Annotated in this window: 18 protein-coding genes; 12 read left to right on the forward strand and 6 right to left on the reverse strand. The window is 72.2% G+C overall.

The window, feature by feature from the left end; all coding sequences use genetic code 11:
• The first annotated feature begins 193 nt into the window (after positions 1-193).
• The 3 genes from ACFYZR_RS20545 to ACFYZR_RS20555 all read left to right on the forward strand — a co-directional run bounded on the left by ACFYZR_RS20545 (position 194) and on the right by ACFYZR_RS20555 (position 2,332).
• Entirely contained in the window at positions 194-730 is a 537-nt protein-coding gene (locus tag ACFYZR_RS20545; protein ID WP_189447201.1) for a hypothetical protein, read from the forward strand.
• A gap of 168 nt (positions 731-898) precedes the next feature.
• Positions 899-1,186: a hypothetical protein gene (locus tag ACFYZR_RS20550; RefSeq protein WP_391912204.1), complete on the forward strand. Its 288-nt coding sequence runs from the start codon at positions 899-901 to the stop codon at positions 1,184-1,186.
• A gap of 156 nt (positions 1,187-1,342) precedes the next feature.
• A complete protein-coding gene (locus ACFYZR_RS20555; RefSeq protein ID WP_391912206.1) occupies positions 1,343-2,332 on the forward strand; it encodes an alpha/beta fold hydrolase in 990 nt (329 codons plus the stop codon).
• A 76-nt stretch (positions 2,333-2,408) separates the two neighbouring features.
• On the opposite strand, the gene phsA is transcribed toward ACFYZR_RS20555, so the two are convergent.
• From phsA to ACFYZR_RS20570, 3 genes are all read right to left on the reverse strand, one after another.
• Positions 2,409-4,256 (reverse strand): O-aminophenol oxidase PhsA, encoded by a 1,848-nt coding sequence (gene phsA / locus ACFYZR_RS20560; RefSeq protein ID WP_391912208.1) that lies wholly within the window; start codon positions 4,254-4,256, stop codon positions 2,409-2,411.
• Between the two features lie 112 nt (positions 4,257-4,368).
• Positions 4,369-5,805 (reverse strand): glycoside hydrolase family 47 protein, encoded by a 1,437-nt coding sequence (locus tag ACFYZR_RS20565; protein WP_391912210.1) that lies wholly within the window; start codon positions 5,803-5,805, stop codon positions 4,369-4,371.
• 206 nt (positions 5,806-6,011) lie between these two features.
• Entirely contained in the window at positions 6,012-8,402 is a 2,391-nt protein-coding gene (locus ACFYZR_RS20570; protein ID WP_391912383.1) for an MMPL family transporter, read from the reverse strand.
• A gap of 256 nt (positions 8,403-8,658) precedes the next feature.
• On the opposite strand from ACFYZR_RS20570, the gene ACFYZR_RS20575 reads away from it, so the two are divergent.
• The 3 genes from ACFYZR_RS20575 to ACFYZR_RS20585 all read left to right on the forward strand — a co-directional run bounded on the left by ACFYZR_RS20575 (position 8,659) and on the right by ACFYZR_RS20585 (position 13,317).
• Positions 8,659-9,063 carry a rodlin gene (locus ACFYZR_RS20575; protein ID WP_391912212.1) on the forward strand — a complete coding sequence of 135 codons (405 nt, stop codon included), beginning with the start codon at positions 8,659-8,661 and terminating at the stop codon, positions 9,061-9,063.
• A gap of 513 nt (positions 9,064-9,576) precedes the next feature.
• Complete coding sequence (locus ACFYZR_RS20580; RefSeq protein ID WP_391912214.1) at positions 9,577-11,058, forward strand: amino acid permease; 1,482 nt, start codon at positions 9,577-9,579, stop codon at positions 11,056-11,058.
• Positions 11,059-11,259: 201 nt separating this feature from the next.
• Positions 11,260-13,317 carry a phosphocholine-specific phospholipase C gene (locus tag ACFYZR_RS20585; protein ID WP_391912216.1) on the forward strand — a complete coding sequence of 686 codons (2,058 nt, stop codon included), beginning with the start codon at positions 11,260-11,262 and terminating at the stop codon, positions 13,315-13,317.
• A gap of 71 nt (positions 13,318-13,388) precedes the next feature.
• Here ACFYZR_RS20585 and ACFYZR_RS20590 read toward each other — a convergent pair whose 3' ends face one another.
• Entirely contained in the window at positions 13,389-14,435 is a 1,047-nt protein-coding gene (locus ACFYZR_RS20590; protein ID WP_391912218.1) for a type III polyketide synthase, read from the reverse strand.
• Between the two features lie 493 nt (positions 14,436-14,928).
• On the opposite strand from ACFYZR_RS20590, the gene ACFYZR_RS20595 reads away from it, so the two are divergent.
• From ACFYZR_RS20595 to ACFYZR_RS20610, 4 genes are all read left to right on the forward strand, one after another.
• A complete protein-coding gene (locus tag ACFYZR_RS20595) occupies positions 14,929-15,921 on the forward strand; it encodes a TauD/TfdA family dioxygenase (protein WP_391912220.1) in 993 nt (330 codons plus the stop codon).
• 66 nt (positions 15,922-15,987) lie between these two features.
• The gene (locus ACFYZR_RS20600) at positions 15,988-16,755 is read left to right on the forward strand and encodes a sulfite exporter TauE/SafE family protein (protein WP_391912222.1); all 768 of its coding nucleotides are present in this window, start codon (positions 15,988-15,990) and stop codon (positions 16,753-16,755) included.
• 34 nt (positions 16,756-16,789) lie between these two features.
• A complete protein-coding gene (locus ACFYZR_RS20605) occupies positions 16,790-17,878 on the forward strand; it encodes an alpha-hydroxy-acid oxidizing protein (RefSeq protein WP_391912224.1) in 1,089 nt (362 codons plus the stop codon).
• A 117-nt stretch (positions 17,879-17,995) separates the two neighbouring features.
• Positions 17,996-19,099, forward strand: a complete 1,104-nt coding sequence (locus ACFYZR_RS20610; protein ID WP_391912226.1) for a PLP-dependent aminotransferase family protein — start codon at positions 17,996-17,998, stop codon at positions 19,097-19,099.
• Between the two features lie 51 nt (positions 19,100-19,150).
• On the opposite strand, the gene ACFYZR_RS20615 is transcribed toward ACFYZR_RS20610, so the two are convergent.
• On the reverse strand, positions 19,151-21,004 hold the full coding sequence (locus tag ACFYZR_RS20615; RefSeq protein WP_391912228.1) for an FAD-dependent oxidoreductase: 1,854 nt from the start codon (positions 21,002-21,004) through the stop codon (positions 19,151-19,153).
• 321 nt (positions 21,005-21,325) lie between these two features.
• Here ACFYZR_RS20615 and ACFYZR_RS20620 point away from each other — a divergent pair, with 321 nt between their 5' ends.
• A complete protein-coding gene (locus tag ACFYZR_RS20620) occupies positions 21,326-22,504 on the forward strand; it encodes an Ig-like domain-containing protein (protein WP_391912230.1) in 1,179 nt (392 codons plus the stop codon).
• 89 nt (positions 22,505-22,593) lie between these two features.
• Positions 22,594-23,823 carry a damage-control phosphatase ARMT1 family protein gene (locus ACFYZR_RS20625; protein WP_391912232.1) on the forward strand — a complete coding sequence of 410 codons (1,230 nt, stop codon included), beginning with the start codon at positions 22,594-22,596 and terminating at the stop codon, positions 23,821-23,823.
• Positions 23,824-23,895: 72 nt separating this feature from the next.
• Here the strand turns inward: ACFYZR_RS20625 and ACFYZR_RS20630 are convergent, their stop codons facing one another.
• Entirely contained in the window at positions 23,896-24,564 is a 669-nt protein-coding gene (locus ACFYZR_RS20630; RefSeq protein WP_391912234.1) for a phosphatase PAP2 family protein, read from the reverse strand.
• Positions 24,565-24,669: the final 105 nt, after the last annotated feature.

Genomic DNA, 24,669 nt, shown 5'->3' on the forward strand with positions numbered 1-24,669 from the left:
GGGGCGTTGTCGGCGCTCTTCCGTCCCCTTTCGGCACGCCTCATCAACACATCCCGGCCAACTTCGCACACCTGTCCCCATGTGTCATCGGGCCACGCACCAGCAACGTACGTCACATCGCCGGGCTAAACCTTGGCCGATCCTCATCCGGGGGTGCTGTCAGGCCGCGGTCGCGTGTCTACTGTCCTCGGCCATGCGCTCACAGAGATTCAGACGCCTCGGTCTGTCCGCCACTCTCGCCCTCGCCGCCGGCCTGACCTGCATGGCCCAGCCGGCCTCCGCCGCCCCCGCCGCGCCCATGACGCTCACCGTCGACAAGGCGACCGCCAAGCCCGGCGACACGGTCACGGTGACCCTCACCTTCACCAACGACCAGACCACGAACACCCAGTTCGTGTACCAGTCGATCCAGCCCACCTGGAACACCTCGCAGGACCCCGCCCTGAAGTACGCGTTCAAGTCCTGCACCGGCGACACCGTGCAGTGCGACGCGGTCAACCAGAGCGGCACCCTGCGCTACCACGTGCCGATCCTCCCGGGAGCCACCCGCACCGCCAAGCTGACCTACCAGATCGCCCCCGACTCGGCCTGCGGCCCCAGCCGGAAGATCGAGCTCTACTCGTACCTCTACTACGAGTACCAGGGCGGCCAGGCGAAGAAGGACGGCGTCTTCCAGACGAGCACCGACATCGCCTGTGCCACGCCCGCTCCGGCGGCAGCGCACAAGTAGGCCGATGCCACCCGGCCTCCGGGCCGGGGGCGACAAGCGGTGGGAGCGGCTCCGGCGGCGGCCGGGCCGCTCCCGGCAAACCCCTTCTGAGCTGGGGCGATTGTCAGTGCCCGGCAGTAGAATCGGGGGTGTGGAGCAAGAGTCCACGACCTCTGGAGGAGGACGCCCATGGCCGCTGTCGCAACACCGCAACCGCATCCGAATCTGCCGAGCCTTCCCACCCTGCCCAAGAAACGCCTGCCCGCGGGACAGCCGCGCGACTGGTACGAGACGTACAACCGCCAGCTGAAGGCGATGCGCCTGGCCATCGCCCTGCTGCACTCCGGCGTCTACACCCCCGACCGGGCGACGGACCGCAGGATACGGACGGCGGCGGTCCAGATCGGGGTGCGCGAGCCCTCCGCGACCACCTGCCGGCTGGTGCGCGCCCTCGTCGCCCGCGGCGCCCCGTCCTGAACCCCGTTCCGGACGCCGACCGGGTTTCGGCCGGTGGCCCCGGGAGTTCCCGGGGCCACCGGCCGTCCCGGCCCCGAACACCGGGGCGGAACAGACGGATTCCCTCTACCGTTGACCCGAGACGGCACGTTTCGCAGGTGAATCGCAGGAGGGCATGTGACCAGCGCGGTCAAGCACAGCACTGTCGAAGTCAACGGCGTCAGGCTGCACATCGCGGAACAGGGGCAGGGGCCGCTGGTCCTGCTGCTGCACGGCTTCCCGGAGAGCTGGTACTCCTGGCGCCACCAGTTCGGGCCGCTGTCCGAGGCCGGCTACCGCGTGGTCGCGCCCGACCAGCGCGGCTACGGCCGCAGCGAACAGCCCGAGGCCATCGACGCCTACAGCATCTTCCACCTCACCGGCGACGTCATCGCCCTGATCCACGCGCTCGGCGAGGAGAGCGCGGTGGTCGTCGGGCACGACTGGGGCGCCCCCGTCGCCTGGCACACCGCCCTGTTCCGCCCCGACGTCGTACGCGGTGTCGTGGGCCTGAGCGTGCCGCCGGTCCCGCGCGGCCCCGTACCGCCGCTGACCGCCCTCGGATCGGTGCTCGGCGACGGCTTCTACCAGATCTACTTCCAGGAGCCCGGCCGCGCCGACGCCGAACTCGCGGCGGACCCCACGGCGGTCTTCCGCCGGCTGCTCGTCGGCGCCTCCGGCGACAGCCCCGTCACCGACCCGCCCCGCCCCTGGGTCGTCCCCAAGGGGGAGGCCCTGCTGGACTCGATGCCCGAGCCCGACGGGCTCCCCGGCTGGCTCACCGAGGACGACATCGCCACCTTCGCCCGGGAGTACGCCAACCACGGCGACCACGCCTTCACCGGCGGCCTCAACTGGTACCGCAACATTGACCGCAACTGGGAGCTCACCGCCCCCTTCCAGAACCGGGCCGTCGACGTTCCCGCGCTGTTCATGGAGGGGGACCGCGACGTGGTGCGCTCCTTCCCCGGCATGGACCAGGTGCTGGCGAACCTGACGCACCTGGTGCCGAAGCTCCACCGCAGGGTGACCCTGCCGGGCTGCGGCCACTGGACGCAGCAGGAGCGCCCCGACGAGGTCAACGCCGCGCTCCTGGACTTCCTCGGCACGCTGCCCGCCGCGAAGTGACCGCCGCCGGTACCGCCCCGCCCGGGAGCGGCGAGCGCTCCCGGGACCGGGGGCGGTACCGGCCGGACGGCACCGGTCAACCGCCGTGACCACCGTGGCCGTCATGGCCACCGCCGTCGTCATGACCACCGTCGTGGCCGCCGTCATGACCGCCACCCGTGCCATGGTGGAAGACCATCACCTCACGCGGCATGACGACATACGGCCGCATCATCCCCATGTCCTCGTGCTCCAGCAGATGGCAGTGGTACATGAACCGGCCCTTCGCGCCCTCGAACCGGCCGATGACCTTCACCAGCTGACCCGGCGGCACCTGGATCACGTCCTTCCAGCCCGCGTCGCTGTCCGACACCGGCGCCGTCCCGCCGTACGCCAGCGGGGTGCGCGTACCGCCCAGCGCCTGGTCGAAGCCGCTCCCCGCGCCCGTCGGATAGAGCTCCCGGCCCAGCACCTGGAAGTCGATCAGATGGATGTGCATCGGGTGCATGGGGCCGCCCAGGTTGACGAAGCTCCACTGCTCCCACGCGCCGTGCTCGACCATGAAGCCCAGCGCGTCGTCGAAGGCCGTGGCGCCCCGGCGGTAGGTGCGCACCGTGCCGTCCGGGCCCTGGAGCTGGATCACCCCCTCGCTCGGCACGGTCACCGCGCCGGGCTCCACCGGATGCATCTCCCACAGCCCCGGGTGGCCGTTGCCGGCCGTGCCGGGCGGGGTGAGGGCGAGCAGCCGGTGGCCGTGCTCCGGCACGGTCTCATGAGTGAGACGCCGGAACGAGGCGGAGATGACCTCCGGCAGCGTGAACGGGTCCCGTACCTCCTCGTCGTCCACCCGGAACTGCATGATCTGCGGATAGCGCACCCCCTCGGCCGCGTTGACCAGCCGGACCCGGCGGCCGCGCAGCGCGCCGAAGTCGATGAGCACGTCGAGGCGCTCGGCGGGCGCCACGGGCAGCGGCTCGTCCAGCGCCACCGGCCGCGGCAGCAGCCCGCCGTCCGTGCCGATCTGCCACATCGCGCCGCGCACCGGCTCGCCGGTCTCGTCGTCGACCAGCCGGAGCAGATACGTCCGGCCGTTGGCGGCGTTGAGGACCCGGAACCGGTACCACCGGGCCGCCACGTCCAGATGCGGCCAGATGACGCCGTTGACCAGCGTGTACGGGCCGGTGAACGCCCGGGTGAGGTTCTTCCCCGCGGCGTCGTGGGCCACGACGACGGTCTTGTGCAGCAGAGCGCCCGTCAGCCGGCCGTCCTCGTCCCGGTCGAGATTGCGGTCCTGGACGATCAGCGGGATCTCGTACTCGCCGCGCGGCAGCCGCAGGGCGTCCTCCTCGTCGTCCCGCACCAGGTACATCCCGGCCAGGCCCGCGAAGACGTTCCAGCGGGTGATGTCCATCGCGTGGTCGTGGTACCACCAGGCCACGGCCCGGTGGTCGTTGGGATATTCGGCGAGCTGGCTGTCGCCGGGCGAGACGGCGTTCTCCGTCCAGCCGTCGTTGCCGCCCCCGGTGTTCGCGCCGTGCACATGCGTGACCGTCCACGCGGGCAGCGCGGCCACCTCGGCCAGCGGCACCGCCCCGCCGCGCCCCGGCTCGTCCGCCGGGTCGGGCCCGCCCGGTACGGGCACGGCCTCGACGGCCACCACCGGGTGCGCGCCCGTCAGCCGGTTGTTCCAGGTGACGCGGAGCCGGCGGCCCCGCCGGACCTCGATGGTCGGCCCCGGGAAGTGGCCCCCGTACGTCCACACCCGGGTGGGCGGCAGCTGCGAGTGCAGGCGCGCCCAGGTGGCGGTCTGGTCGATCTCGATGCCGCTGCGCGCCTCGGCCCGGCCGGGCCGCAGCACCGGCGGGACGCGCAACGCGTCGACGAAGGGCGTGAGCTCCGCCGCGGCTTCCTGCTTTCCGGCAGCGCTGATCACTGTCTCGGTCATGCGGTACCCCCGTACACGCTTCCCCCGTGCCGCCGGCCGGAGCCCGGCGGCAGCTGTCACCCCTCAAGACGCTTTGGCGCACAACAGGGTTGCGTGTAAACGGGAGTTCGAGTCAGAGCCAGCCGAGCCGGGCCCGGGCGGGCGGCCGGGCGCCGCGCAGCACCTTGCCCTCCGTGCTCAGATACCCGCGCGCGTAGTCGAAGCGGGGGGTGTCCGAGAAGGTGAGGTACAGCCATTTGAAGTTCTCGGCGAAGACGTACGCGGGGCAGTGGTCGCCCTTGGCCATGGGCCGGCGGGTGACGTCGGCGACGACCGTGTAGCCGTCGGGGACGCGGTGGTGGGCCTTGAGGTTCTGGAAGTAGCGCCACGCCGTGGTGCGGTAGAAGGGGTCCCCGGTCTGCCAGTACAGCTCGAAGGCGCAGTTGGCGTACTCGGGACGCAGCTCGTTGCGGGGGTCGGTGACCTTGAGCCCCGGATAGTCGATCTCCTCGGGGATGACGGCGTACTTGTCGAGGACGGCGGTCCAGGAGCGGTAGTAGTCCGACGCCAGGGCGTTGTCGCCGCCCACCGGGAGGACCGCGACGGCCAGCGAGGACTGGCGCCGTCCCAGCGGGGCGCCGGTGCGGAAGTCCACCTGCCGGAACCACAGCAGCCCGTCCGACCGCTCCGCCTGGTGCTTCTTGATCGCCGCCGTGAGCGTCCGGAACCACTGCCGGCAGTCCTCGTCCCGGAACATCGTCCAGGCGCCCCACAGATACTCGTAGAAGGAGTCCACCGGGGGGTTGACGGCGATCGCCGCCCGGTCCGCCCATTCGCCCGTCTCCACGTTCATGGTGGTGGCGAGCAGATCGAGCGAGGACCGCCGCCGCACCACCGCGCCCAGCGCCCCCTTGGCGGCCCGCAGATAACGCGGGTCACCGGTGAGTTCGGACAGCAGACCGAATTCGAGGATGTGGGTGCCGATCTCGGCCAGCGGCGTCGTACGGCCCGAGACCGCGCCCGTACGGAGGTTGACGAAGCGGTAGGGCATGCCGGTGGGGGAGCGGGTGAAGGCGGGCAGCAGCCGGTCGGTCAGGTCGGCGCACAGCTCCAGCAGCGCCCTCCGGCCGGTGACCAGATACCCCGCGAGCAGCCCGCCGACCAGCCGGATGGTCGTCTCGAAGACCTGGAATGGGGCGTCGATGTCGAGGTCCAGCCGGTCGTCGATCCAGTCGAGGCACAGGCCGACCTCGTCGTCGAGCCCCATCAGGAAGTGGGTGTCGAGCGACTCGACGATCGACAGCCCGACCGGATGCCCGGCGGCGAAGAACTCCCGGTGCCCGCCCGATACCGGCAGCACCTCGTCGTGCCCCCACGCGAACCGCTTGTAGCCCGTCCAGGCGTGGAGGAACTCGGCCCGGATCTCCCGCGCCTTCCCCGTGTCGGCCCCGGCCTCCCGCCCCCGTGCCGCCGCCCCCGGCCCGCCCCCCACGGCGACGCCGCCGGCGGCCGCCAGCGCGTACAGCAGCCTGCGGCGGGTCGTGCTCACGGCGAGCGATGTGCTGATCATGACACGCGGCCCTCCTGACGCCCCGGTTCCGGTCCGGCGCCGTGATCGCAGTATGCGGCCGCCGGGCCGCTCCGGGCGGCAGGCGCGTCGGTCGCCCTACGGAGCCGGCGGGCCGCCGCCCGTGGCGTACGACCCCTGTCCCGCCACGCGCCGCCAGGCCGTGGCCGGGGGAGGACCGCCGCCAGGGGGACGGGGGCGTGGCGGTTTTACGCCCGTCCGGCGGGCGCCGACGGCCGGTGGCTCGTGCGGCCCGCGGTATCGGGACCGGGGCGGGCGCCCCGGCGCGTGGCGGGCCACCAGTTGGCACGGCCGGCCAGCGACATGATCGCGGGGACGAGCAGGGCGCGGACGAGCGTGCAGTCGAGGAGCACGGCGACGGCCAGCCCGAAGCCGATCAGCTGGAGCATGACGAGGTCGCAGGCGGCGAGGGAGCCCATGACGACGGCGAAGACCAGCGCGGCCGAGGTGAACAGCCGCGCGGTGCGCTGGAGCCCCACGGCGACCGCGAGGTCGGTGGGGCTGCCCCGGCGATGCTCCTCGAGGATGCGGGAGAGGAGGAAGACCTCGTAGTCCATGGAGAGGCCGAACGCGGTGCAGAACATCACCGCGGGGATGACCACATCGGTGGTGCGGGGACCGTCGAGCGGCCCCAGCAGCGCGTCGAGCCGGCCCTGCTGGAAGACGGCGACGATGATCCCGAACGTCGCCGCCAGGCTCAGCGCGTTGAGCAGCACGGCCTTGACGGGCACGAGCAGGCTGCGCGTGTAGGCGAACAGCAGCACCAGCGTGGCGGCCACGGTGATCAGCACGGCCGCGGGCAGCCGGTCGCCGAACGCGTCCTCGGTGTCGGTCAGCCGGGCGCCCGGCCCGCCCACCAGGGCCGCCGTGGGCGCGGGCTCGTGGCGCAGCCGCTCCGTGAGCAGCCGGCCGTCGGGGGAGAGGACGGAGGCGGCGCTGGGCGTCACGCTCAGCCAGGTGCCGGTGGGCCCCGTGAACCCCGCCGCCCAGGGCCCGGGCTCCGCCGTGCGACGGCCGTGGGCGTAGACGCCCGTGGCCGTCCGCACCCGCCGTACGCCGGGGAGGCGGGAGAGGCGGGTGGCGTAGGCGTCCACGGCCGCGGTGGAGGCGTCGGGCGCCCCGGAGGAGCCGCCGGTGCCCGCCCGGCCCGCCGGTTCGTCCACGGCGGCGTCCTCGGGGGCCGCCGGGTCCTCCGGGTCCGTCGCGCCGTCCGCCGCGGCCGCCGCCACGGCCGGGGCGGCGGCCGGCGGGGGCGTCACACGGACGTCCGGGAGGACGACGCTCGCCGCGGTGCCGCTCTCGCCGTCGAAATCGGCGCGCAGCCGCTGCGAGGCCCGGGCGACCGGCGAGGACGCCGGGAGAATACGGTCGTCGTACATGCCGAACCGCGCGTCCACCCCGGGCGCGGCCAGCAGCCCGAGCAGCAGCAGCGTGCCGAGGGCGACGGCCGCGGGCCGCCGGGTCACCCACATGGCCAGCCGGTACCAGCGGCCCTCGGCGAAGGCCCGGCGGCCGCCCCGGCGCCAGCGGGCGAAGACGTCGTAGCGGTTGACCCGGGGGCCGAGCAGCACCAGCAGCGCGGGCAGCACCAGCAGTGCCCCGGCCGCCGAGCACACCGCGACGGCCGCCCCGCCCAGGGCCAGCGAGCGCGTCAGCGGCAGGGGGAAGACCAGCAGGGCGCCCAGCGCCGCCGCCACGGTGGTCGCCGAGAAGGCGACGGCCCGGCCCGCGGTCGCGAGGACCCGCCCGGCGGCCCGTACGGGCGCCGCCCCCGCCGCGAGCTCCTCGCGGTAGCGGCTGACCATCAGCAGGCAGTAGTCGACGGCCAGCCCGAAGCCGAGCGCGGTGGCGATGTTCAGGACGAAGACCGAGACCGTCATCACCTCGCTCAGCAGTCGCAGCAGCGCGGTGGTGGTGACGACGGCGAAGGCCCCGACGACGACCGGCAGGAGCGCCGCCACCAGGCTCCCGAAGATCCACAGCATGATCAGCAGCACCAGCGGGGCGATGATCATCTCGGCGACCGTGGCGCCCTCGGTGCTCAGCCGCTCCATCTCGGCGAACAGCGCCGCCTCACCGGCGACCGTGATCTCCAGCGGCCCCGCCCGCCCGGCCTCGCGGGCCGTGACGGCCTTGGCGGCCGCCAGCACGGCGCGCTCGTCCCCGTGGAACCGCACCCCGACGCAGGCGGAGCGCCCGTCCCGGCCGCGCAGCTCGGGCCGGGCCCGCGGCCAGTAGCCGCGCACCCAGGCGGTGTGGGGGTCGGCGGCGAGCCGCTCGGTCAGCGCCCGGCCCGCCCGGGCGGCCGCGGGGGCGTCGACCGGCCCCGGCGCCGTGGCGACCAGGACGAGATGGGGCTGCCCGGCCCCGAAGCGCTCGGCCAGGAAGGCGTCGGCCCGGGTGGACTGCGCCCGGGCCGGTGTCCAGCCGCCCGGGGCGAGGCGCTCCCCGACCCCGTGGCCCCCCACCGCCGCGGCCAGGGCGACCAGCCCCAGCAGGAGGAGCGTGCCCAGGGCACGGCGCGGGGTGCCGTAGGCACATCGCACGAGGGACGACTGACGGGGCCGGTGGAGGAGCATCACGGGGGCGTCCTTCGCGGGTCGGCAAGCGCGCGTTCGTAGCCTAATAACAAAGAGTCAAAATGCGAACATAAGGCATTTTTGGGCGCGGCGGGGAGAGGCGACCGGGGCGCGTCGGGCCCGCTAATAGGAGGAGTGGGGCTCCGCCCGGGGCGCCGCTGGGACGAACGAGTGAGTGCTCGGAACCTCTCCGAAATGCCGGAGTTACTCAGGTCGCCTCCCGCTCGGGAGGAACACTCGACCGAAAGGCAGGGACGTGCTCCACAAGGTACTCGCGACGGTCGCCCTCACGGCCACGGCGGTCGGGATCGCCGCCGCCCCGGTCGCGGCGCTCGATCGTGACGGTTTGACCACCCTGAACGGCAACGGGTCGGAAACCGAGCACGGGACCACGGTGACCGGCGGTCACGAGAGCCCGCAGATGACCGCCGTCCAGGGCAGCCTCGACAAGCTGTGCATCGGCGTGGGCAAGCTCGGCCTTCAGTCGCTCCTGCTCCTGATCAACGTGGGCATCGAGGACGTCCCGGTCCTCACCTCGCAGCAACAGCAGCAGTGCACGGACAACTCCACCATTCAGGACGGCGACGACCCGCTCTCGCACATCCTGAACGACATCCCCGTGATCAGCGGCAATGGATCCGGGAACGAAGAGGAACACTGAGTGATATGTGACCCTGGTCACCAGGGTGTGGAAGGACACAGGGGCCCCGGCATCGCCGGGGCCCCTTCTCCGTGCCCCGGAGCGGCCCCCCGGGGTGCCGCCGGCCGTCGAAAGGTGGCGTGGGGGACGGGAAATGGGCGACCGGCCCGGGCGGCGCGCGGGATAGGTGGAATGGGCAGCGATATCCACCCGCCGTTCATGGCCCGTAGCGGAAAGTCAAAATAAGGACGGGGTAAGCCCCGCCTAGTCCGGGCTTTCGAAAATGTCAACTTTCCGTTAACCCTTGACGGAATCCTTGCGCGCCTCTCACCATTCACCGCATGACCTCGTGAAACACCACCGAGGACCGGCGTCGCCAGCCGGTTCCCGGAAAGAACACCGGGCCATCGCCGGGAAGCCCCGGCGATGCAGGGGAGAGGGCCGTGCGCGGCCTTTCCCCGGGCATGGAGGTCACCCCCACATCAGCGTGCGGCCCGGTCCTGCCTCCCCCACGGAACGAAGGCGAAGAAATACATGAGTGACCGCACCCTCACTGCGGCCGACACCCCGGCTCCCGCGGCGACGTCCACGCACGTCGACGCGGGCGACGCGGGCTACAGCAAGGACCTCAAGTCCCGCCACGTCAACATGATCGCGATCGGTGGAGCGATCGGTACCGGCCTCTTCCTCGGCGCCGGTGGCCGTCTCCACAACGCGGGCCCGTCCCTTTTCATCGCCTACGCGGTGTGCGGCCTCTTCGCCTTCTTCGTCGTCCGGGCGCTGGGCGAGCTCGTCCTCTACCGTCCGTCCTCCGGCGCGTTCGTCAGCTACGCCCGTGAGTTCATGGGGGAGAAGGGCGCCTTCACGGCCGGCTGGCTCTACTTCCTGAACTGGGCCACGACCGGTATCGCGGATATCACCGCCGTCGCGACCTACACCCATTACTGGAAAATGTTCAGCGACATCCCGCAGTGGGTGCTCGCGCTGATCGCCCTCGCGGTCGTCCTCACGGTGAACCTGATCTCCGTGAAGTACTTCGGTGAGATGGAGTTCTGGTTCGCGATCATCAAGGTCGCCGCGATCACGATCTTCATGGTCGTCGGTATCTTCCTGCTGGCCAGCAGCCACAAGGTCGGCGACAGCACCCCGGGCATCTCCAACATCGTCGACCACGGCGGGATCTTCCCGACCGGTGTGATGCCGATGCTGCTCGTCATCCAGGGTGTCGTCTTCGCCTACGCCTCCGTCGAGCTGTGCGGTGTCGCGGCGGGCGAGACCAAGAACCCCGAGAAGATCATGCCGAAGGCGATCAACTCGATCATGTGGCGTGTCGGCCTCTTCTACGTCGGCTCGGTCATCCTGCTCGCGTTCCTGCTGCCGTACACCGCCTACCACGCCGGCGAGAGCCCCTTCGTCACCGTCCTGTCGAAGGTCGGCATCCCGGGCGCGGCCGGTGTGATGAACCTCGTGGTCCTCACCGCGGCGCTCTCCAGCCTGAACTCCGGCCTGTACTCCACCGGCCGCATCCTCCGCTCGATGGCGATGTCCGGCTCCGCGCCGAAGTTCACGGGCCTGATGAACAAGGGCCAGGTGCCCTACGGCGGCATCCTGCTCACCGCGTTCTTCTGTGTCCTGGGTGTCGGCCTGAACTTCGTCGTCCCGGCGGACGCCTTCGAGATCGTGCTGAACTTCGCCGCCATCGGCATCATCGGCACCTGGGGCATGATCATGGTCTGCTCCCTGCTCTTCTGGCGCCGGTCCAAGGACGGCCGGGTCGCCCGCCCCGGCTACAAGCTCCCCTGGGCCCCGTACACCCAGATCATCACCCTGGTCTTCCTGGCCGGTGTGCTCGGTCTGATGGCGGCCGAGCCGGGCGCCGGTCGCGACACGGTGTACTGCCTGCCGGTCATCGTGGCCGCCCTGGTCGGCGGCTGGTACCTGGTGCGGGGCAAGGTCGCCCGCGCCCAGCAGGAGGCCGCGGCCGAGAAGGCCGTCGCCACCGGCGGCGACGCCTGATCCACCACCGCCGTCGCTGACGGCTCCAGGGGCCGGACACCCATCGGGTGTCCGGCCCCTCGCCGTTTTTCCGGCCCCGCACGCCTGTTCCCTCCGTGTACCACCCGCCGTCACACTGGCGACACCACCGCTTCCCCGGCGCTGGATGCTCTTGGACCACTCTGCTGCTGTCAGCCCTCACACCCAAGAGGTCCCTCACCCATGGCTGAACTCAATCGACGGCGTTTCCTCCAGATCGCCGGCGCCACCGCGGGCTTCGCGGCCCTGTCGAGCAGCATCGACCGTGCCGCCGCCATCCCCGCCCGCCGCCGCTCCGGCAGCATCCAGGACATCGAGCACATCGTCGTCCTGATGCAGGAGAACCGGTCCTTCGATCACTACTTCGGCTCCCTCAAGGGCGTCCGCGGCTTCGGCGACCCCCGCCCGATGCACCTGGAGAACGGGAAGACGGTCTTCCACCAGCCCGACGGCGCCAAGGACGTCCTGCCCTACCACCCGGACGCCGAGGACCTGGGCATGCAGTTCATCGCGGGCCTCAACCACGACTGGGCCGGCGGGCACAAGGCCTGGAACAACGGCAAGTACGACCGGTGGATCCCCGCGAAGTCCGCGGGCACGATGGCGTACCTGACGCGCGAGGACATCCCCTTCCACTACGCGCTCGCCGACGCCTTCACCGTCTGCGACGCCTACCACTGCTCGTTCATCGGCGCCACCGACCCCAATCGCTACTACATGTGGACGGGCCACACCGGAAACGACGGCAAGGGCGCCGGCCCGGTCCTCGGCAACGAGGAGGCCGGCTACGGCTGGACGACCTACCCCGAGCGGCTGGAGAAGGCCGGGATCTCCTGGAAGATCTACCAGGACCGGGGCGACGGCCTGGACAAGGCCGGATCATGGGGCTGGATCAACGACGCCTACCGCGGCAACTACGGCGACAACTCCCTCCTCTACTTCGACGCCTACCGCAACGCCAAGCCCGGCGACCCGCTCCACGACAAGGCCCGCACCGGCACGGACGTCAAGAACGGCGACGGCTACTTCGACGTCCTGCGGGCCGACGTGAAGGCAGGACGGCTCCCGCAGATCTCCTGGATCGCCGCCCCCGAGGCCTTCTCCGAGCACCCGAACTGGCCCGTCAACTACGGCGCCTGGTACATCTCCCAGGTCCTCGACGCCCTCACCGCCGACCCGGAGGTGTGGAGCAGGACGGCCCTGTTCATCACCTACGACGAGAACGACGGCTACTTCGACCACGTCGCCCCGCCCTTCCCGCCCGCCTCCGCCGCACAGGGCCTGTCCACCGTCGACACCGCCCTCGACGTCTTCAAGGGCAACGGCCACTACGCCGCCGGCCCCTACGGCCTCGGCCAGCGCGTTCCGATGATCGTCGTCTCCCCGTGGAGCACCGGCGGCTTCGTCTGCTCCGAGACCTTCGACCACACCTCGATCATCCGGTTCATGGAGCGCCGCTTCGGGGTGGCCGAGCCCAATGTCTCGCCCTGGCGCCGCGCCATCTGCGGCGACCTCACCTCGGCGTTCGACTTCCGGCTGAAGGACACGGAGCCCGCCGACCTGCCGGACACCGACGGATACGCCCCCAAGGACCGCGAGCGCCACCCCGACTATGTGCCGAAGCCGCCCGCCAGCCCCGCCATGCCCCGGCAGGAGCGGGGCACGAAGCGCACCCGGCCGCTGCCCTACGCACCCCTGACGGACGGCGCCGCGACCCCTTCGACCGGGCGCTTCACCCTCACCTTCAGCGGGGGCGAGCACGCCGGGGCCGCCTTCACGGTCACCTCCGGGAACCGTACGGACGGCCCGTGGACGTACACCACCGAGGCCGGCAAGAAGATCTCCGACACCTGGAACACGGCGTACTCCAAGGGCGCCTACGACCTGTCGGTGCACGGCCCCAACGGCTTCCTGCGCGTCTTCAAGGGCCCCGGCACCACCGCCGCCCCCGAGGTCATCGCCCGCCACGAGGGCCGCCACGGCCGTCTGGAGCTGACCCTGACCAACCCGGGCGGAACGGACCGGCGGCTGACCGTCACCGACGCCTACGGCGGCGAGCACGAGACGATCACCGTGCGGGCGGGCCGGACCGTGACCCACACCGTGGACACGCGCCACGGCAAGCGCTGGTACGACATCACGGTGGTCTGCGAGGGGGACCCCGGCTTCCTGCGCCGGTTCGCCGGACACGTCGAGAACGGCGAGCCCGGCGTCAGCGACCCGGCGCTCCGCACGGACTGAGCCGCACCACCCGGCGACGGGGGCCGCCCTCGCGCTCGCGCGGGGGCGGCCCCCGTCCGTCCCCGCACCCGCTACGGCTCGACCCAGGTGCCGGTCACGGCCACCGTGGTGACCCCGGGCCCGAACGCGACGACCAGCCCCTGGGCCCCGGCGCGCGGCGGGTCGTCGAAGGTCTGTTCCAGCACGTCGAGGACGACCACGCTCGCGGTGTTGCCGCGCCGGGTGAGGGAGTTCTCGCTGAGCTCGAACATGGCCGGCGGGATGCCCAGCCCCTTGCTGACCTCGTACATGATGCGCGGCCCGCCGGTGTGGCCGATCAGGAAGTCGGGCTGCGGCGCGAGCACGGGCGTCTCGTCCTCCAGCCAGCGCCGCAGGCCGGGCATCGCCTCCGCGACCACGCGCGATATCCGCGGGTTGGTGTCGAAGTGGAAGCCGAGCTCGTCGACCTCGTAGGAGATGTGGCCCAGGGTGTCCGGCGCCAGGTCCTCGTAGGAGGCGCCGAGCCGCAGCCCGGGCCGGTCCTCCCGGACGACACAGGCCGCCGCCGCGTCACCGAAGAGCGCGGTCGAGACGAAGGAGGCGATCCGGTCGTCCCCCGCCTGGTACGACAGCGAGCACAGCTCGACCGCGACGACCAGGGTGACGGACCCCGGACGGACGGCCGCCAGCTCCCGGGCCCGCGCCAGCGCGTAAGCGCCGCCCGCGCAGCCGACCTGGGCGAAGGCCAGCCGGCGGACGTCCCGGCGCAGCCCCAGCCGGCCCGCGACGTGCGCGTCGAGCCCCGGCAGCAGATACCCGGTGCACGAGACGAGCACGAGGTGGTCGACCTCCTCCGGCGCGGTACGGGCCTCGGCGAGCGCGCCCAGGGCGGCCCGTACACCCAAGCCCGTACCGGCCTCCGCGTAGCGGCGCATGCGCTCGCCGAACGTCCGCGGGCGTATGACGTCCGCGAAGGGGTCGACGAGGTGCCGGGTGCGCACCGAGGTGTTGCGCATCAGCCGCAGGGCCGTGCCGATCCTCGGATGGCCGGAGTGCAGTGCGCCCATATGGGAGACGGCCTCGTCGAGGGTCACGGTGTGTTCGGGAAGACAGAGCACGGGGCGGCAGACGGTGGACACGGAACTCCCTGGAGAAAGGGCGGGAAGGGGAAACGCGGATGACCTTGGAAAGCCAACCACGGGTGCGGCGGCGCGTCAGGGAACTCCGTGTTACAAGTTCCTTACGCCGACCCCCGCAGCTCGTGCGATAACACCAATGCATTGCCGGAACTTTACGTTCCATGAAAGCGGCTGGCCGGAACGCTTCGTCGCAGGCCGCTGGAGTCTCGGTCGTGCCTCGCTCGAGGCGATTCCGCCACCGCAGCTCAGGGTCATGATCCAGATGCGAGAAAGGGGGTGGTGGGAGGAATGCGGCTTTGTGAAATGCCCTTGTCAGCTGTCCGAAACCTCTCGTTGACATGATTTGACCTTCCCGGATAGCGTGATCGCACCTTTGCCGCCACCGAATTCCCCCCACTTCTTCCCCACTCCTCCTTTCCTTGTCGCGCCCTTTGTCGCGCCGTTTTCGGAAAAGCGCCTGCGCCCGTGTTCGCACTTGCCTGGAGGAAACACCGTGGCCCTCTTAGCGGAAATAAAACGGACCCACCGGCTGAGCGGGCCGGACCGGGAGAAATTATGGACGCTCTCCGAAATAGCCGCCCGCTTCCCCGACGCCGGCGAGGGCGCCATGTCCTTCCTCCGACGGGACCTGCCGCCGGCCCTGCGCGAGACCCTCCTCGACTTCGCCGAGGGCACCTCCCCCCACGGCCACGTCCTGCTGCGCGGCATCGAGGTCGGGGACGTCCCGCCCACCCCCGCCGGCCGGGGCACCGCCGCCCTCGACGGCCACCCGACCGACGGAACCCTCACCCTCGTCGCCGACCTCCTCGGCGCCCTCGTCGGATACCAGGACGAGAAGTCCGGCGCCCTCATCCACGACGTCCACCCCGTGCCCGGGGAGGAGACCCGCATCGAGAACAGCGGCTCCGTGGCCTTCGACTTCCACACCGAGAACGTCCACCACCCGCTGCGCCCGGACTTCCTGGGCCTGCTCTGCCTGCGCCGCGACCACGACGGCGTCGCCGCCACCCGGGTCGCCTCCGTCCGCGAGGCCGTCGCCCATCTGACCCCCGAGGACGTCGAAGCGCTGCGACTGCCCGTCTACCACAGCGCCTACCCGTCGTCCTTCACCCGCGACGCCGCCGCCGGGCCACCACCCGTCTCCGGCCCCCACCCCGTGATCTTCGGCGACCCCGGCCGGGCCTTCCTGCGCTTCAACTCCCACCACACCCACGCCGCCGACGCCCGGGGCGCCCACGCCCTGAAGGCCCTCGCACGGGCGCTGGAGACCGTGTGCCAGGACATCGTCCTCGAACCCGGAGACCTCGTCATCGTCGACAACCACGTCGCCGCCCACGGCCGTTCGGCGTTCGCGCCCCGCTACGACGGTGCGGACCGCTGGCTGCGCCGCTTCTACTCGCTGCGCTCCACCCCCCTGTGGGCCCGGCGCATGATGCGACGGCCGCGGGTGATCCCCAGGATGGCCGAGATCCGGGGCGTGGTGTGATCAAGGTGCCCGCCGGGCCGGCGGCGGGCACCCGGCATCGTTCCGGCACGTGAAATCGAGGACGACATGGACTGGTACGACGTGGCCGGGCTGCTCCTGGCCGCGGGCGCCGCGGGCTGGGTGGACGCCGTCGTGGGCGGCGGGGGAGTGCTGCTCATCCCCGTACTGCTGCTGACCTTCCCGCAGTTCCCGCCCGCGACCGCGCTGGGCACCAACAAGATAGCCGCGATCATGGGCACGTCCACCGCGGCCGTCATGTACGCCCGCCGCACCGAGCTGGACCGCTCCGTCGTCCTGCCGGCGGCCGGACTGGCCGTCCCCTCGGCGGCACTCGGCGCGCTGTCCGCCGCCAGCTTCCCCACCGACTGGTTCCGCCCCGTCATCATGGTGCTGCTGGTGTCCGTCGCCCTCTTCGTCGCCTTCCGCCCGAACTTCGGCGTACAGAGCCTGGAGTCGGCCACGAGCACCCGCCGCCGCATGTGCGTCATCGCCGTCGCGGGCTGCGGCATCGGGTTCTACGACGGCCTGTTCGGGCCCGGCGTCGGCACCTTCCTCATCATCCTCTTCACCTCCCTCCTGGCCAAACAGTTCCTCGAGAGCGCGGCCATGGCCAAAGTCGTCAACGCCGGTTCCAACCTCGGCGCTCTGGCCGTCTTCGCGGTCCAGGGAAACGTCCTGTGGACCCTGGGACTCGGCATGGCGGTCGGCAACATAACCGGCGCCCTGCTGGGCTCCCGCATGGCGCTCAAGAAGGGCTCGGGATTCGTCCGCACCGTCCTCGTCCTCGTGGTGACGGGCATGGTGGTGAAGATGGCCTTCGACCAATTCGGCTGACCAGAGAAAGTCCCTTCTCCCCGGAGGACATTCAGTGGCTGCACACATGGAACTCGCCGGACTGCTGACCTTGCCGGACTTCGAACGCGCCGCGGAGACCATGCTCTCCGCCGACATCCGGGCCTATGTGGCCGGAGGCGCCGGCACCCAGGAGACCGTGCGCGCCAACACCGCCGCCTTCGACCGGGTGTGGCTGCGCCCCCGCGCCCTCGGAGGCGCGGGCACCACCCCCGACACCCGCACCGGCGTCCTCGGCCAACAGCTCTCCCTGCCCGTGCTGCTCGCCCCCACCAGCCCCCAGCGGCTGCTCCACGAACAGGCCGAGATCGCCACGGCGCTGGCCGCCGAGGACGCCGGCACGATCTCCGTCGTCAGCACCGACAGCCATTACGCCTACCCCGAGATCGCCGAATCCGCGCCCGGCGGAAGCTGGTTCCAGCTCTACGCCTACCGCTCCCTCGACGACGTCGCCGCCACCGTCGCCCTGGCGGAGAAGGCCGGGGCGTCGGCCCTCGTCGTCACCGTGGACGCCAGCCACGCGGCCCGCCGCGTCTCCACGCTGCGCTCCGGCTTCCGCACCCCGCCCTTCGTCGACTTCGGCACCCTGCGGGCCCTGGGCGTCCTCGAAGGCGACATCCCCGCCAACGCCCGCATCGACCGGCTCCCCCTGACCTGGGACGACCTGCGCCGGATCCGGGAGTGGAGCACGCTGCCCCTGCTGGTGAAGGGCATCCTCGGCCCCGAGGACGCCCGCCGCTGCTTCGACCTCGGCGCCCAGGGCGTCATCGTCTCCAACCACGGCGGCCGCCAGCTCGACGGCGAGATCCCCAGCCTGGTCGCGCTGGACCAGGTCGCCTCCGCCGTGGGCGACCGGGGCGTCGTCCTCGTCGACGGCGGCATCCGCTCCGGCGTCCACGTCGTCAAGGCCCTCGCCCTGGGCGCCGACGCCGTGTGCCTGGGCCGCCCCTACCTCTGGGGGCTCGCCCTCGCCGGGCGTGACGGCGTCCGCGCGGTGCTGGAGTTGTTGCGCCAGGAGATCGAGGACACGCTGCTCCAGCTCGGTGTCGATGGCGTCGCGGACATCGGGCGCGATCTCGTCGTACCGGCCGCCCACCATCTCTGAGCGTTCCGCCGGAATGCGCGGTCAGTCGGCTGCGGGCCGTCCGTGGCTGGTCGCGCAGTTCCCCGCGCCCCTTACGGGGCCCGTCCCCACAGCCATATCCCGAGACCGGAGGCACGTATGTTCCCCTTCTCCCGTGGCATCCCCCCGCGCGAGGCCATCCCCGCCCAGGAACTCGCCGCCCAGGCCGCGGCCGTCCTCGCCGACCGGCGTGACGACGTCTTCCAGTACGCGCCCATCGGCAACCACACCGGCGACCTCGCCCTGCGCGAGGAACTCGCGAAGTTCCACGCCGCCGACCCTGAGCGGATCTTCGTCACCAACGGCTCCCTCCAGGCCCTCGACCTGCTCGCCGCCCACCTCCTGCGCGACACCGGGCCGGAGGTCTACGTCGAGGCCCCCACCTACGACCGCGCCGTGCAGATATTCGAGCGCCACGGCGCCCGGGTGACGGGCATCCCCCTCCGTCACGACGGCCTCGACCTCGACGTCCTGCGCGAGCGCCTCGCCGAACGGGTGCCCGCCTTCGTCTACGTCATCCCCGACTTCCAGAACCCCAGTGGCGTCACCACCGCCGAGGACAAGCGCCGCGAACTGGTGGGCCTCGCCGAGGAGCACGGTTTCGTCCTCGTCGAGGACATCCCCTACCGGGAACTGCGCTTCGAAGGGACCGCCCCCGCCTCGCTGGCCGAGCTCTCGCCCGGCGGGCGCGTACTGACCGTGGGCTCCCTGAGCAAGATCCTCAGCCCCGGGCTGCGCGTCGGCTACGTCATCGCCGAGCCCGACACGGTGACCGCGCTCGCCGCCCTCGCCGAGGGCACCTACCTCTCTCCCGCGCCCCTCCTCCAGGCCGTCGCCGCCCGGAGCCTGGCCGCCGGGCTGGCCACGAGCAACATCGAGCGGGCCCGTCGCTTCCTGAAGCCCCGTCATGACGCGGCCGTGGCCGCCGTCCGCCGGCACCTCGGGGACGACGCGCTGATCACCGTCCCCGAGGGCGGCTACTACGTCAGCGTGCACCTGCCCGTTCCCACGGACGAGACGACGTTCCTGGCTGCCGCGAAGACGGACGGCGTGCTCCTGACCCGGGGCTCGGCGTTCTACCCGGGGTCCGCCACCCCGCCCGCCGGCACGGTCTTCCTCCGCCTGCCCTTCCAGGCCCTGACCCCCGAGGAGTTCGCCGCCGGCGTCGAGAAGCTGGCCGCCGTCACCGCGCGCCTCGGCTGACACCGCCCGTGCTCCCCGCCCGGGCCGCCGCCGGGGAGCACGGCCCGGCCGTCACCGCCGCCCGGTGTCCAGGACGTGCGGCAGCCCGCGCCGCCAGCGCTCCCGGTCCTCGCGCTTGAGCACGGCGAACTCCGGCGCCTCGTACCCCCGGAACGTCCGCACCTCGGGCGCCTCCGAGGCCCCGGCGGCGGCCAGCACCCCGGCGGCCGCCCGCCGGCCCGCCTCGTTGGCCGTCTCCATCGAGGCGAAGTCGACATTGGCGTACGCCCGGACGTAGTCCGCGGCGAGGAACAGATTCCCCACGGCGGTCACGGCGTCCGGGCGCAGCTCCCAGGAGCCGGTGCTGTTGAGGAAGTACGGGTCGTCCTCGCGCAGCCCGTCCGGGCCCTCGGTGATCGCCTCGTCCAGGTACCACGAGTGCAGCAGGGAGTCGTCCAGGACGGACCGGCCGGCCCGGCCGAGGTGGGCGCGCATCTGCGCCCACACCTCCCGGGCGACCTCCTCGCGGGTGCAGTGCCGGGCGGGTCTGCCATAGAGGATGCCCGGTGTCTCCCAGTCGGAGACGTCCACGGACAGCGACTCCCGCACCTGGCCGTCGCCCCACGTCCGCGCGTAGGGCGCGCGCCAGAGCTTCGACTGGCTGATCGACACCAGCTTCCACGGGGAGTCGACGTGCACGATGTGCCCGGCGATGACCGGCGCCGGCCGGCGGAGGAAGTACTGGATGCCGTTGCACCAGGTGTGCCGCAGCCCGTCCATGGCCGCGAGCCGGGGGTCGGCGGCGCGCAAGGCGGCGTCCCACAGCCGTACGGCCCGGTCGGCGGGGACGGCCGCGACGAACCAGTCGGCGTCGATGCGTTCCGTCGCACCCCGGTGGTCGCGGGCGGTCGCGGAGACGACGCGCCCGGCGCGGCACTGCAGCCGGTCCACTGTCCGGCCGAAGGCGAACCGGACGCCGAGGGAGCGCAGCTGGGCGACCCACGGGTCGATCCACTCCTCGCTGGTGGGGCCGGCGAAGACCCGGTCGGCGGGCCCGTCGCTGCCGAGCCCGAGCACGTCGTAGAAGATGGCCTCCAGGCCCTGGCCGCAGGTGCGGGCGCTGGCGGTCGGGGGCCGCAGGGCCTGGAGCAGCTGCACCCCGCCGCCGAGCAGCTTTTGATAGTCCTCGGACATACGGTCCGCCTCGATGTAGTCCCACCAGCCCAGGTGTTCCCACTGGCCGAACCGGCGCTCGTCGCAGCTGGTGAACAGCGTCACGGCCAGCCGGGCGAAGTGGGCCGCCTCCCACGGCGGCAGCCGCAGGCCCTCCGCGAGCAGCCCGCCGAGCGTGGCGACCAGCAGCGGTGCGCCGGACAGGGAGAGCGAGCCGGGCCTGACGGGGAGGGGGATGTCCGGGCGGTTGCCGGTGCGGGCGAGCTCGATCCAGGTCACCGGTGTCAGCCGGCCGAAGACGGTGCCGCCGCCGGGCAGCGGGATCCGCCGGAGGGTGTCGGGGAGGTTGTGGTAGAAGCCGAAGACCCCTCGGTGGCCGTGCTCGCCGGGCAGGTCGCGGCGGCCTCCGGTGCCGCTGTGCGGAACGTACAGGGAGCGGGCCTTGCCGCCGGCGACGGCGCGGCGCTCGACCACGGTCACCTCGAAGCCGCGCTCGGCGAGCTCGTGCGCGACGGTCAGCCCGCCGACTCCCGCGCCCAGCACGGCCACCCGGCGTCCCCCGCGTCGTCCGCTCCCGCCCCCACGTCGTCCGCTCCCGCCGCCGCGCGGGGCGGCGAACGCGCCGGCGGGCCCGGCGAGACCGGCGGCGCCGGCCCCGGCCGCGCCCGCCGCCCCGTACCGCAGGACGGCACGGCGGGGCGGCCGCCCGTCGCCCGGCCCGGCTCCGGTGGTCCCCTGGTGTTGAGTGGTCATGTCCCCGTCCCCCTCGGCGCGCCCGGGCGTCCTCCACACACCGTTCACGACCGGACGGTACGCGCCCGCTTCGGGGCCGGGGGAAGGATCCGGCGCGGGATCCGTCGATCGGGTTGTCGACGCCGGGCGGAGGTTTCGGCGCGGGGATTCCGGGGCGCCCGGGGGTCGTGACGTCCCGTGAGGTGACGTACGAACAGGGCGTCCGGCGCCCTACTGGCTGTATCGCGCAAATGTTTCGTTTCTCCGTGCAACCGTACAAGCGTGCAGATCATCTGTAGAGGTGTCTGTCACTGCGAGAAAGTGCGAGAAAGGTTGATTCACGTGCACGTCGGAACGGGCCGTCGCTCCACCCTGTGGGCCTCCGCCCTCATGGGCTCCCTCGTCCTCACCGCCTGCTCGGGCGGCTCCGGTTCCGGGGCCGACGCCGGGGCGGAGGCCAAGGTGACCATCACTCCCGGGAGCGGGACGGCCGTCAAACTCGGCTCGCCGATCTCGGTGAAGGCCGACGGCGGGCGGCTCACCGAGGTGGAGGTGAAGGACGGCAAGGGCAACAAGGTCGAGGGGAAGCTCTCCGGTGACGGCGCCTCCTGGACCTCGGACGGCAACGCCGGGCCCGGCGCCACCTACACCGTGCACACCAAGGCCAAGGGCGGCAAGAGCGGCAAGGGCAAGGAGTCCACCGCCTCCGCGACCTTCACCACCGAGCAGGCCGACAAGGTCAACAAGCTCACCAACACCCCTGGCAACGGCGCGACCGTCGGCACGGGCATGCCGGTCTCCATCCTTTTCGACCACCCCGTCGACAAGGAGAAGCGCGCGGAGATAGAGAAGTCCCTGACCGTCACCACCCAGCCGAAGGTGGAGGGCGCCTGGGGCTGGGTCAAGGACTGGTCGGGCCAGGACCGCATCGACTGGCGGCCCAAGGACTACTGGCCCACCGGCACCAAGGTCTCCGTGAAGGGCAACCTCTCCGGCGTCGACTCCGGCGAGGGCGGCTGGTTCGCGCGGAACTACGACTTCGGCTTCACCATAGGCGCCGACCGCAAGGCCGTCATCGACGTCCCCGCCCACAAGCTGACGATGTACGAGGACGGCAAGGAGGTCGGCCACATCATGGGCTCCGCCGGCTCCCCGACGGACCCCACCCGGGGCGGCATCCACACCGTGCGCAGCAAGAACGCGGACGAGACCATGGACTCCTCCACCATCGGCCACGGCAACGAGTGGATGCTGGAATCCAAGTGGGTCACCCACCTCACCGCCTCCGGTACCTTCCTCCACTCCGCGCCCTGGAACAACTCCATCGGCGTGGAGAACAACAGCCACGGCTGCTTCGGCATGACCACCAGCGACGCCAAGAAGATCTACGACTTCCTGCTGATCGGCTCGACCGTCGAGGTCAAGAACACCGACAGCACCAAAATCACGGACGTCGGCAACGGCCTGGAGGTCTGGCAGGAGAACTGGGACCAGTGGAAGAAGCGCAGCGCCCTCAAGTGACGCCCGGTAGGGCCTGACGCGCCGGGCCCGGCGGACCCGCCGCCGGGTACGGTGCGGAGCAGCCGCACCGTGGAGGAGAAGTGAAGGCCATGCCCGCACCCGTCGACGCCCCCGTGATCCGGAGCGACGAGCCCGGCTCGTTCGCGTGGGAGGTGTGGGCCAAGCGTCACCCCGCGCTCGTCCAGCGGCTGCGCGACGCCTCCCCCTACGGGCCGGAGCAGCACCGGGCCCTCGACGCGCTCTTGGCCGAGACCGCCGAGGGCGTCATCGAGCCGCTGCCCGCCGGCGCCCACGACCAAGAGCGGTGGCGGGCCTGGGACCGGGGTCACCTCGGCACCTCGTGGTTCGCCGCGCCGTTCCTGTGGGCCGAGAGCTACTTCTACCGCAGGCTCCTCGACGCCGTCGGCTACTTCGCGCCCGGCCCCTGGCAGGGCGTGGATCCCTTCGCCCCGTTCAAGCACGCGGAGCTCGCCGGCCCGGCGGTCGACGACGCGCTGGCCGTCCTCGACGAGCTGGAGGAGGCGGACCCCGCCGCGCATGACGCGGCCCTGCTGCGGGCCGCGCTCTGGGGCAACCGCGCCGACCTGGGCTTCCGTATCACCGCCGGCGACATGGCCGCCACCGGCGCGGGCCCGGCTCTCGTCGCGGACGACAGCGCCCTGTTCTGGGCCCTGCTGCCGGAGGGCCGCCCGGCCGAGGTCCACCTCGTCGCGGACAACGCCGGGCCGGAGCTCATCCCCGACCTGCTTCTCCTCGACCACCTCCTGCGGAGCGGCCGGGCCCGCCGTGCCGTCCTCCACGTCAAGCCGTACCCGTACTACGTCTCCGACGCCACCATGGCCGACGTGGCCGACGCCCTGCGCCGGCTCCGCCGGGCACCGGGGAGGGGCGCCGCGGCGGCGGGCGGGCGGCTGTGGCGGGCGATGGCCGCCGGGGAACTGGAGGTGCGCGCCCACGCGTTCTTCTGTGCCCCGCTGCCGTACGACGAGATGCCCGGGGAGCTGCGCGACGAGTTCGCGGCGGCGACGGTGACCGTCATGAAGGGCGATCTGAACTACCGCCGGCTCGTCGGCGACCGGCACTGGCCGGCCACGACGCCCTTCACCGAGCGGACCGCCCACTTCCCGGGGCCGGTCGTCGCGCTGCGCACCCTCAAATCCGATGTGATCACGGGCCTGGACGAGGCGACGGTGACCGCGCTGGAGAGCGGCGGGGCGCCCTGGCGGACCAGCGGCACCCACGCCCTCGTCCAGGCCGACGCCCGGGGACAGGCCGGCATCCGGGGCCGGGCCGACGCCCGGGGCGGCCGGGGGCGCTGACTGGCGTCGCCGCATGCGACGGGCGCTCGCCCCGGCGTCGTGCCGGGGGAGCGCCCGTTGCCCGGCTCGCGCTCAGTCGGCGGCCAGCAGCGGGCGGAGCCTGCCGTTCCGGGCGCGCTCCACCCAGGGCGCCGCCCGTTCGGAGGCCGCCGCCAGGGGCAGTGCGACCAGCACACCCACCAGCGCTCCGGCGGCGACGTCGTGCGGATAGTGGGCGCCGACCCAGATCCGGGAGAAGCCCATCGCCACGGCCGCCAGGAAGGCGAGCGCCCCCAGCTTCCGGTCCAGCAGCCACAGCGCGGTGGCGGCGGAGAAGGCGATGACCGTGTGATTGCTGGGGAAGGCCCAGTCGGACGGCGCGGGGCAGGACTCCAGCGTGAAGCTGTGCGGGATCGACCGGCAGGGCCGCACCTCGCGCACCACCGACTTCAGCACCATGTCCACGCCGTAGACGAGGACGACCACGACGGGCACGGCCAGGGCGCGGGCCATCGTCGCGGCGTCCGCGCGCCGTGCCCGCCACCACACCACCAGCATCAGCAGCGCGAACAGGGCGAGCCCGTAGGAGGACCACGCGGACATGACGTCGTTGAGCAGGCGGGCGGAGTGCCGCGCCAGCTGGGTGACGTCCGTGTACCAGCCGCCGTCGATCGTCGAGCCGTCGAAGGCGAGCGAGGGACCCGACGGCGCGGACGCGGCCGGTACGGGGGTGGCCGGAAGGGCGGAGGGTGGTGCGAGCATGGGGCGCGGGGCCTCCCATAATCGAGGGCGGACGGGTGTGCCGACCGGCACGCCATCGTCTACATTCCGATAGACGGTCTACATGACAGTAGACGATCGTGATGA

Origin of the sequence: Streptomyces sp. NPDC001678 (genome assembly GCF_042892945.1) — a bacterium.
GTDB lineage: Bacteria > Actinomycetota > Actinomycetes > Streptomycetales > Streptomycetaceae > Streptomyces.

Coding starts and splice junctions, on each gene's coding strand:
- ACFYZR_RS20545 (WP_189447201.1), top strand. CDS start 194: ATGCGCTCACAGAGATTCAGACGCCTCGGTCTGTCCGCCACTCTCGCC.
- ACFYZR_RS20610 (WP_391912226.1), top strand. CDS start 17,996: ATGTTCCCCTTCTCCCGTGGCATCCCCCCGCGCGAGGCCATCCCCGCC.
- ACFYZR_RS20600 (WP_391912222.1), top strand. CDS start 15,988: ATGGACTGGTACGACGTGGCCGGGCTGCTCCTGGCCGCGGGCGCCGCG.
- ACFYZR_RS20570 (WP_391912383.1), bottom strand. CDS start 8,402: ATGCTCCTCCACCGGCCCCGTCAGTCGTCCCTCGTGCGATGTGCCTAC.
- ACFYZR_RS20585 (WP_391912216.1), top strand. CDS start 11,260: ATGGCTGAACTCAATCGACGGCGTTTCCTCCAGATCGCCGGCGCCACC.
- ACFYZR_RS20615 (WP_391912228.1), bottom strand. CDS start 21,004: ATGACCACTCAACACCAGGGGACCACCGGAGCCGGGCCGGGCGACGGG.
- ACFYZR_RS20625 (WP_391912232.1), top strand. CDS start 22,594: ATGCCCGCACCCGTCGACGCCCCCGTGATCCGGAGCGACGAGCCCGGC.
- ACFYZR_RS20565 (WP_391912210.1), bottom strand. CDS start 5,805: ATGATCAGCACATCGCTCGCCGTGAGCACGACCCGCCGCAGGCTGCTG.
- ACFYZR_RS20580 (WP_391912214.1), top strand. CDS start 9,577: ATGAGTGACCGCACCCTCACTGCGGCCGACACCCCGGCTCCCGCGGCG.
- phsA (WP_391912208.1), bottom strand. CDS start 4,256: ATGACCGAGACAGTGATCAGCGCTGCCGGAAAGCAGGAAGCCGCGGCG.
- ACFYZR_RS20550 (WP_391912204.1), top strand. CDS start 899: ATGGCCGCTGTCGCAACACCGCAACCGCATCCGAATCTGCCGAGCCTT.
- ACFYZR_RS20630 (WP_391912234.1), bottom strand. CDS start 24,564: ATGCTCGCACCACCCTCCGCCCTTCCGGCCACCCCCGTACCGGCCGCG.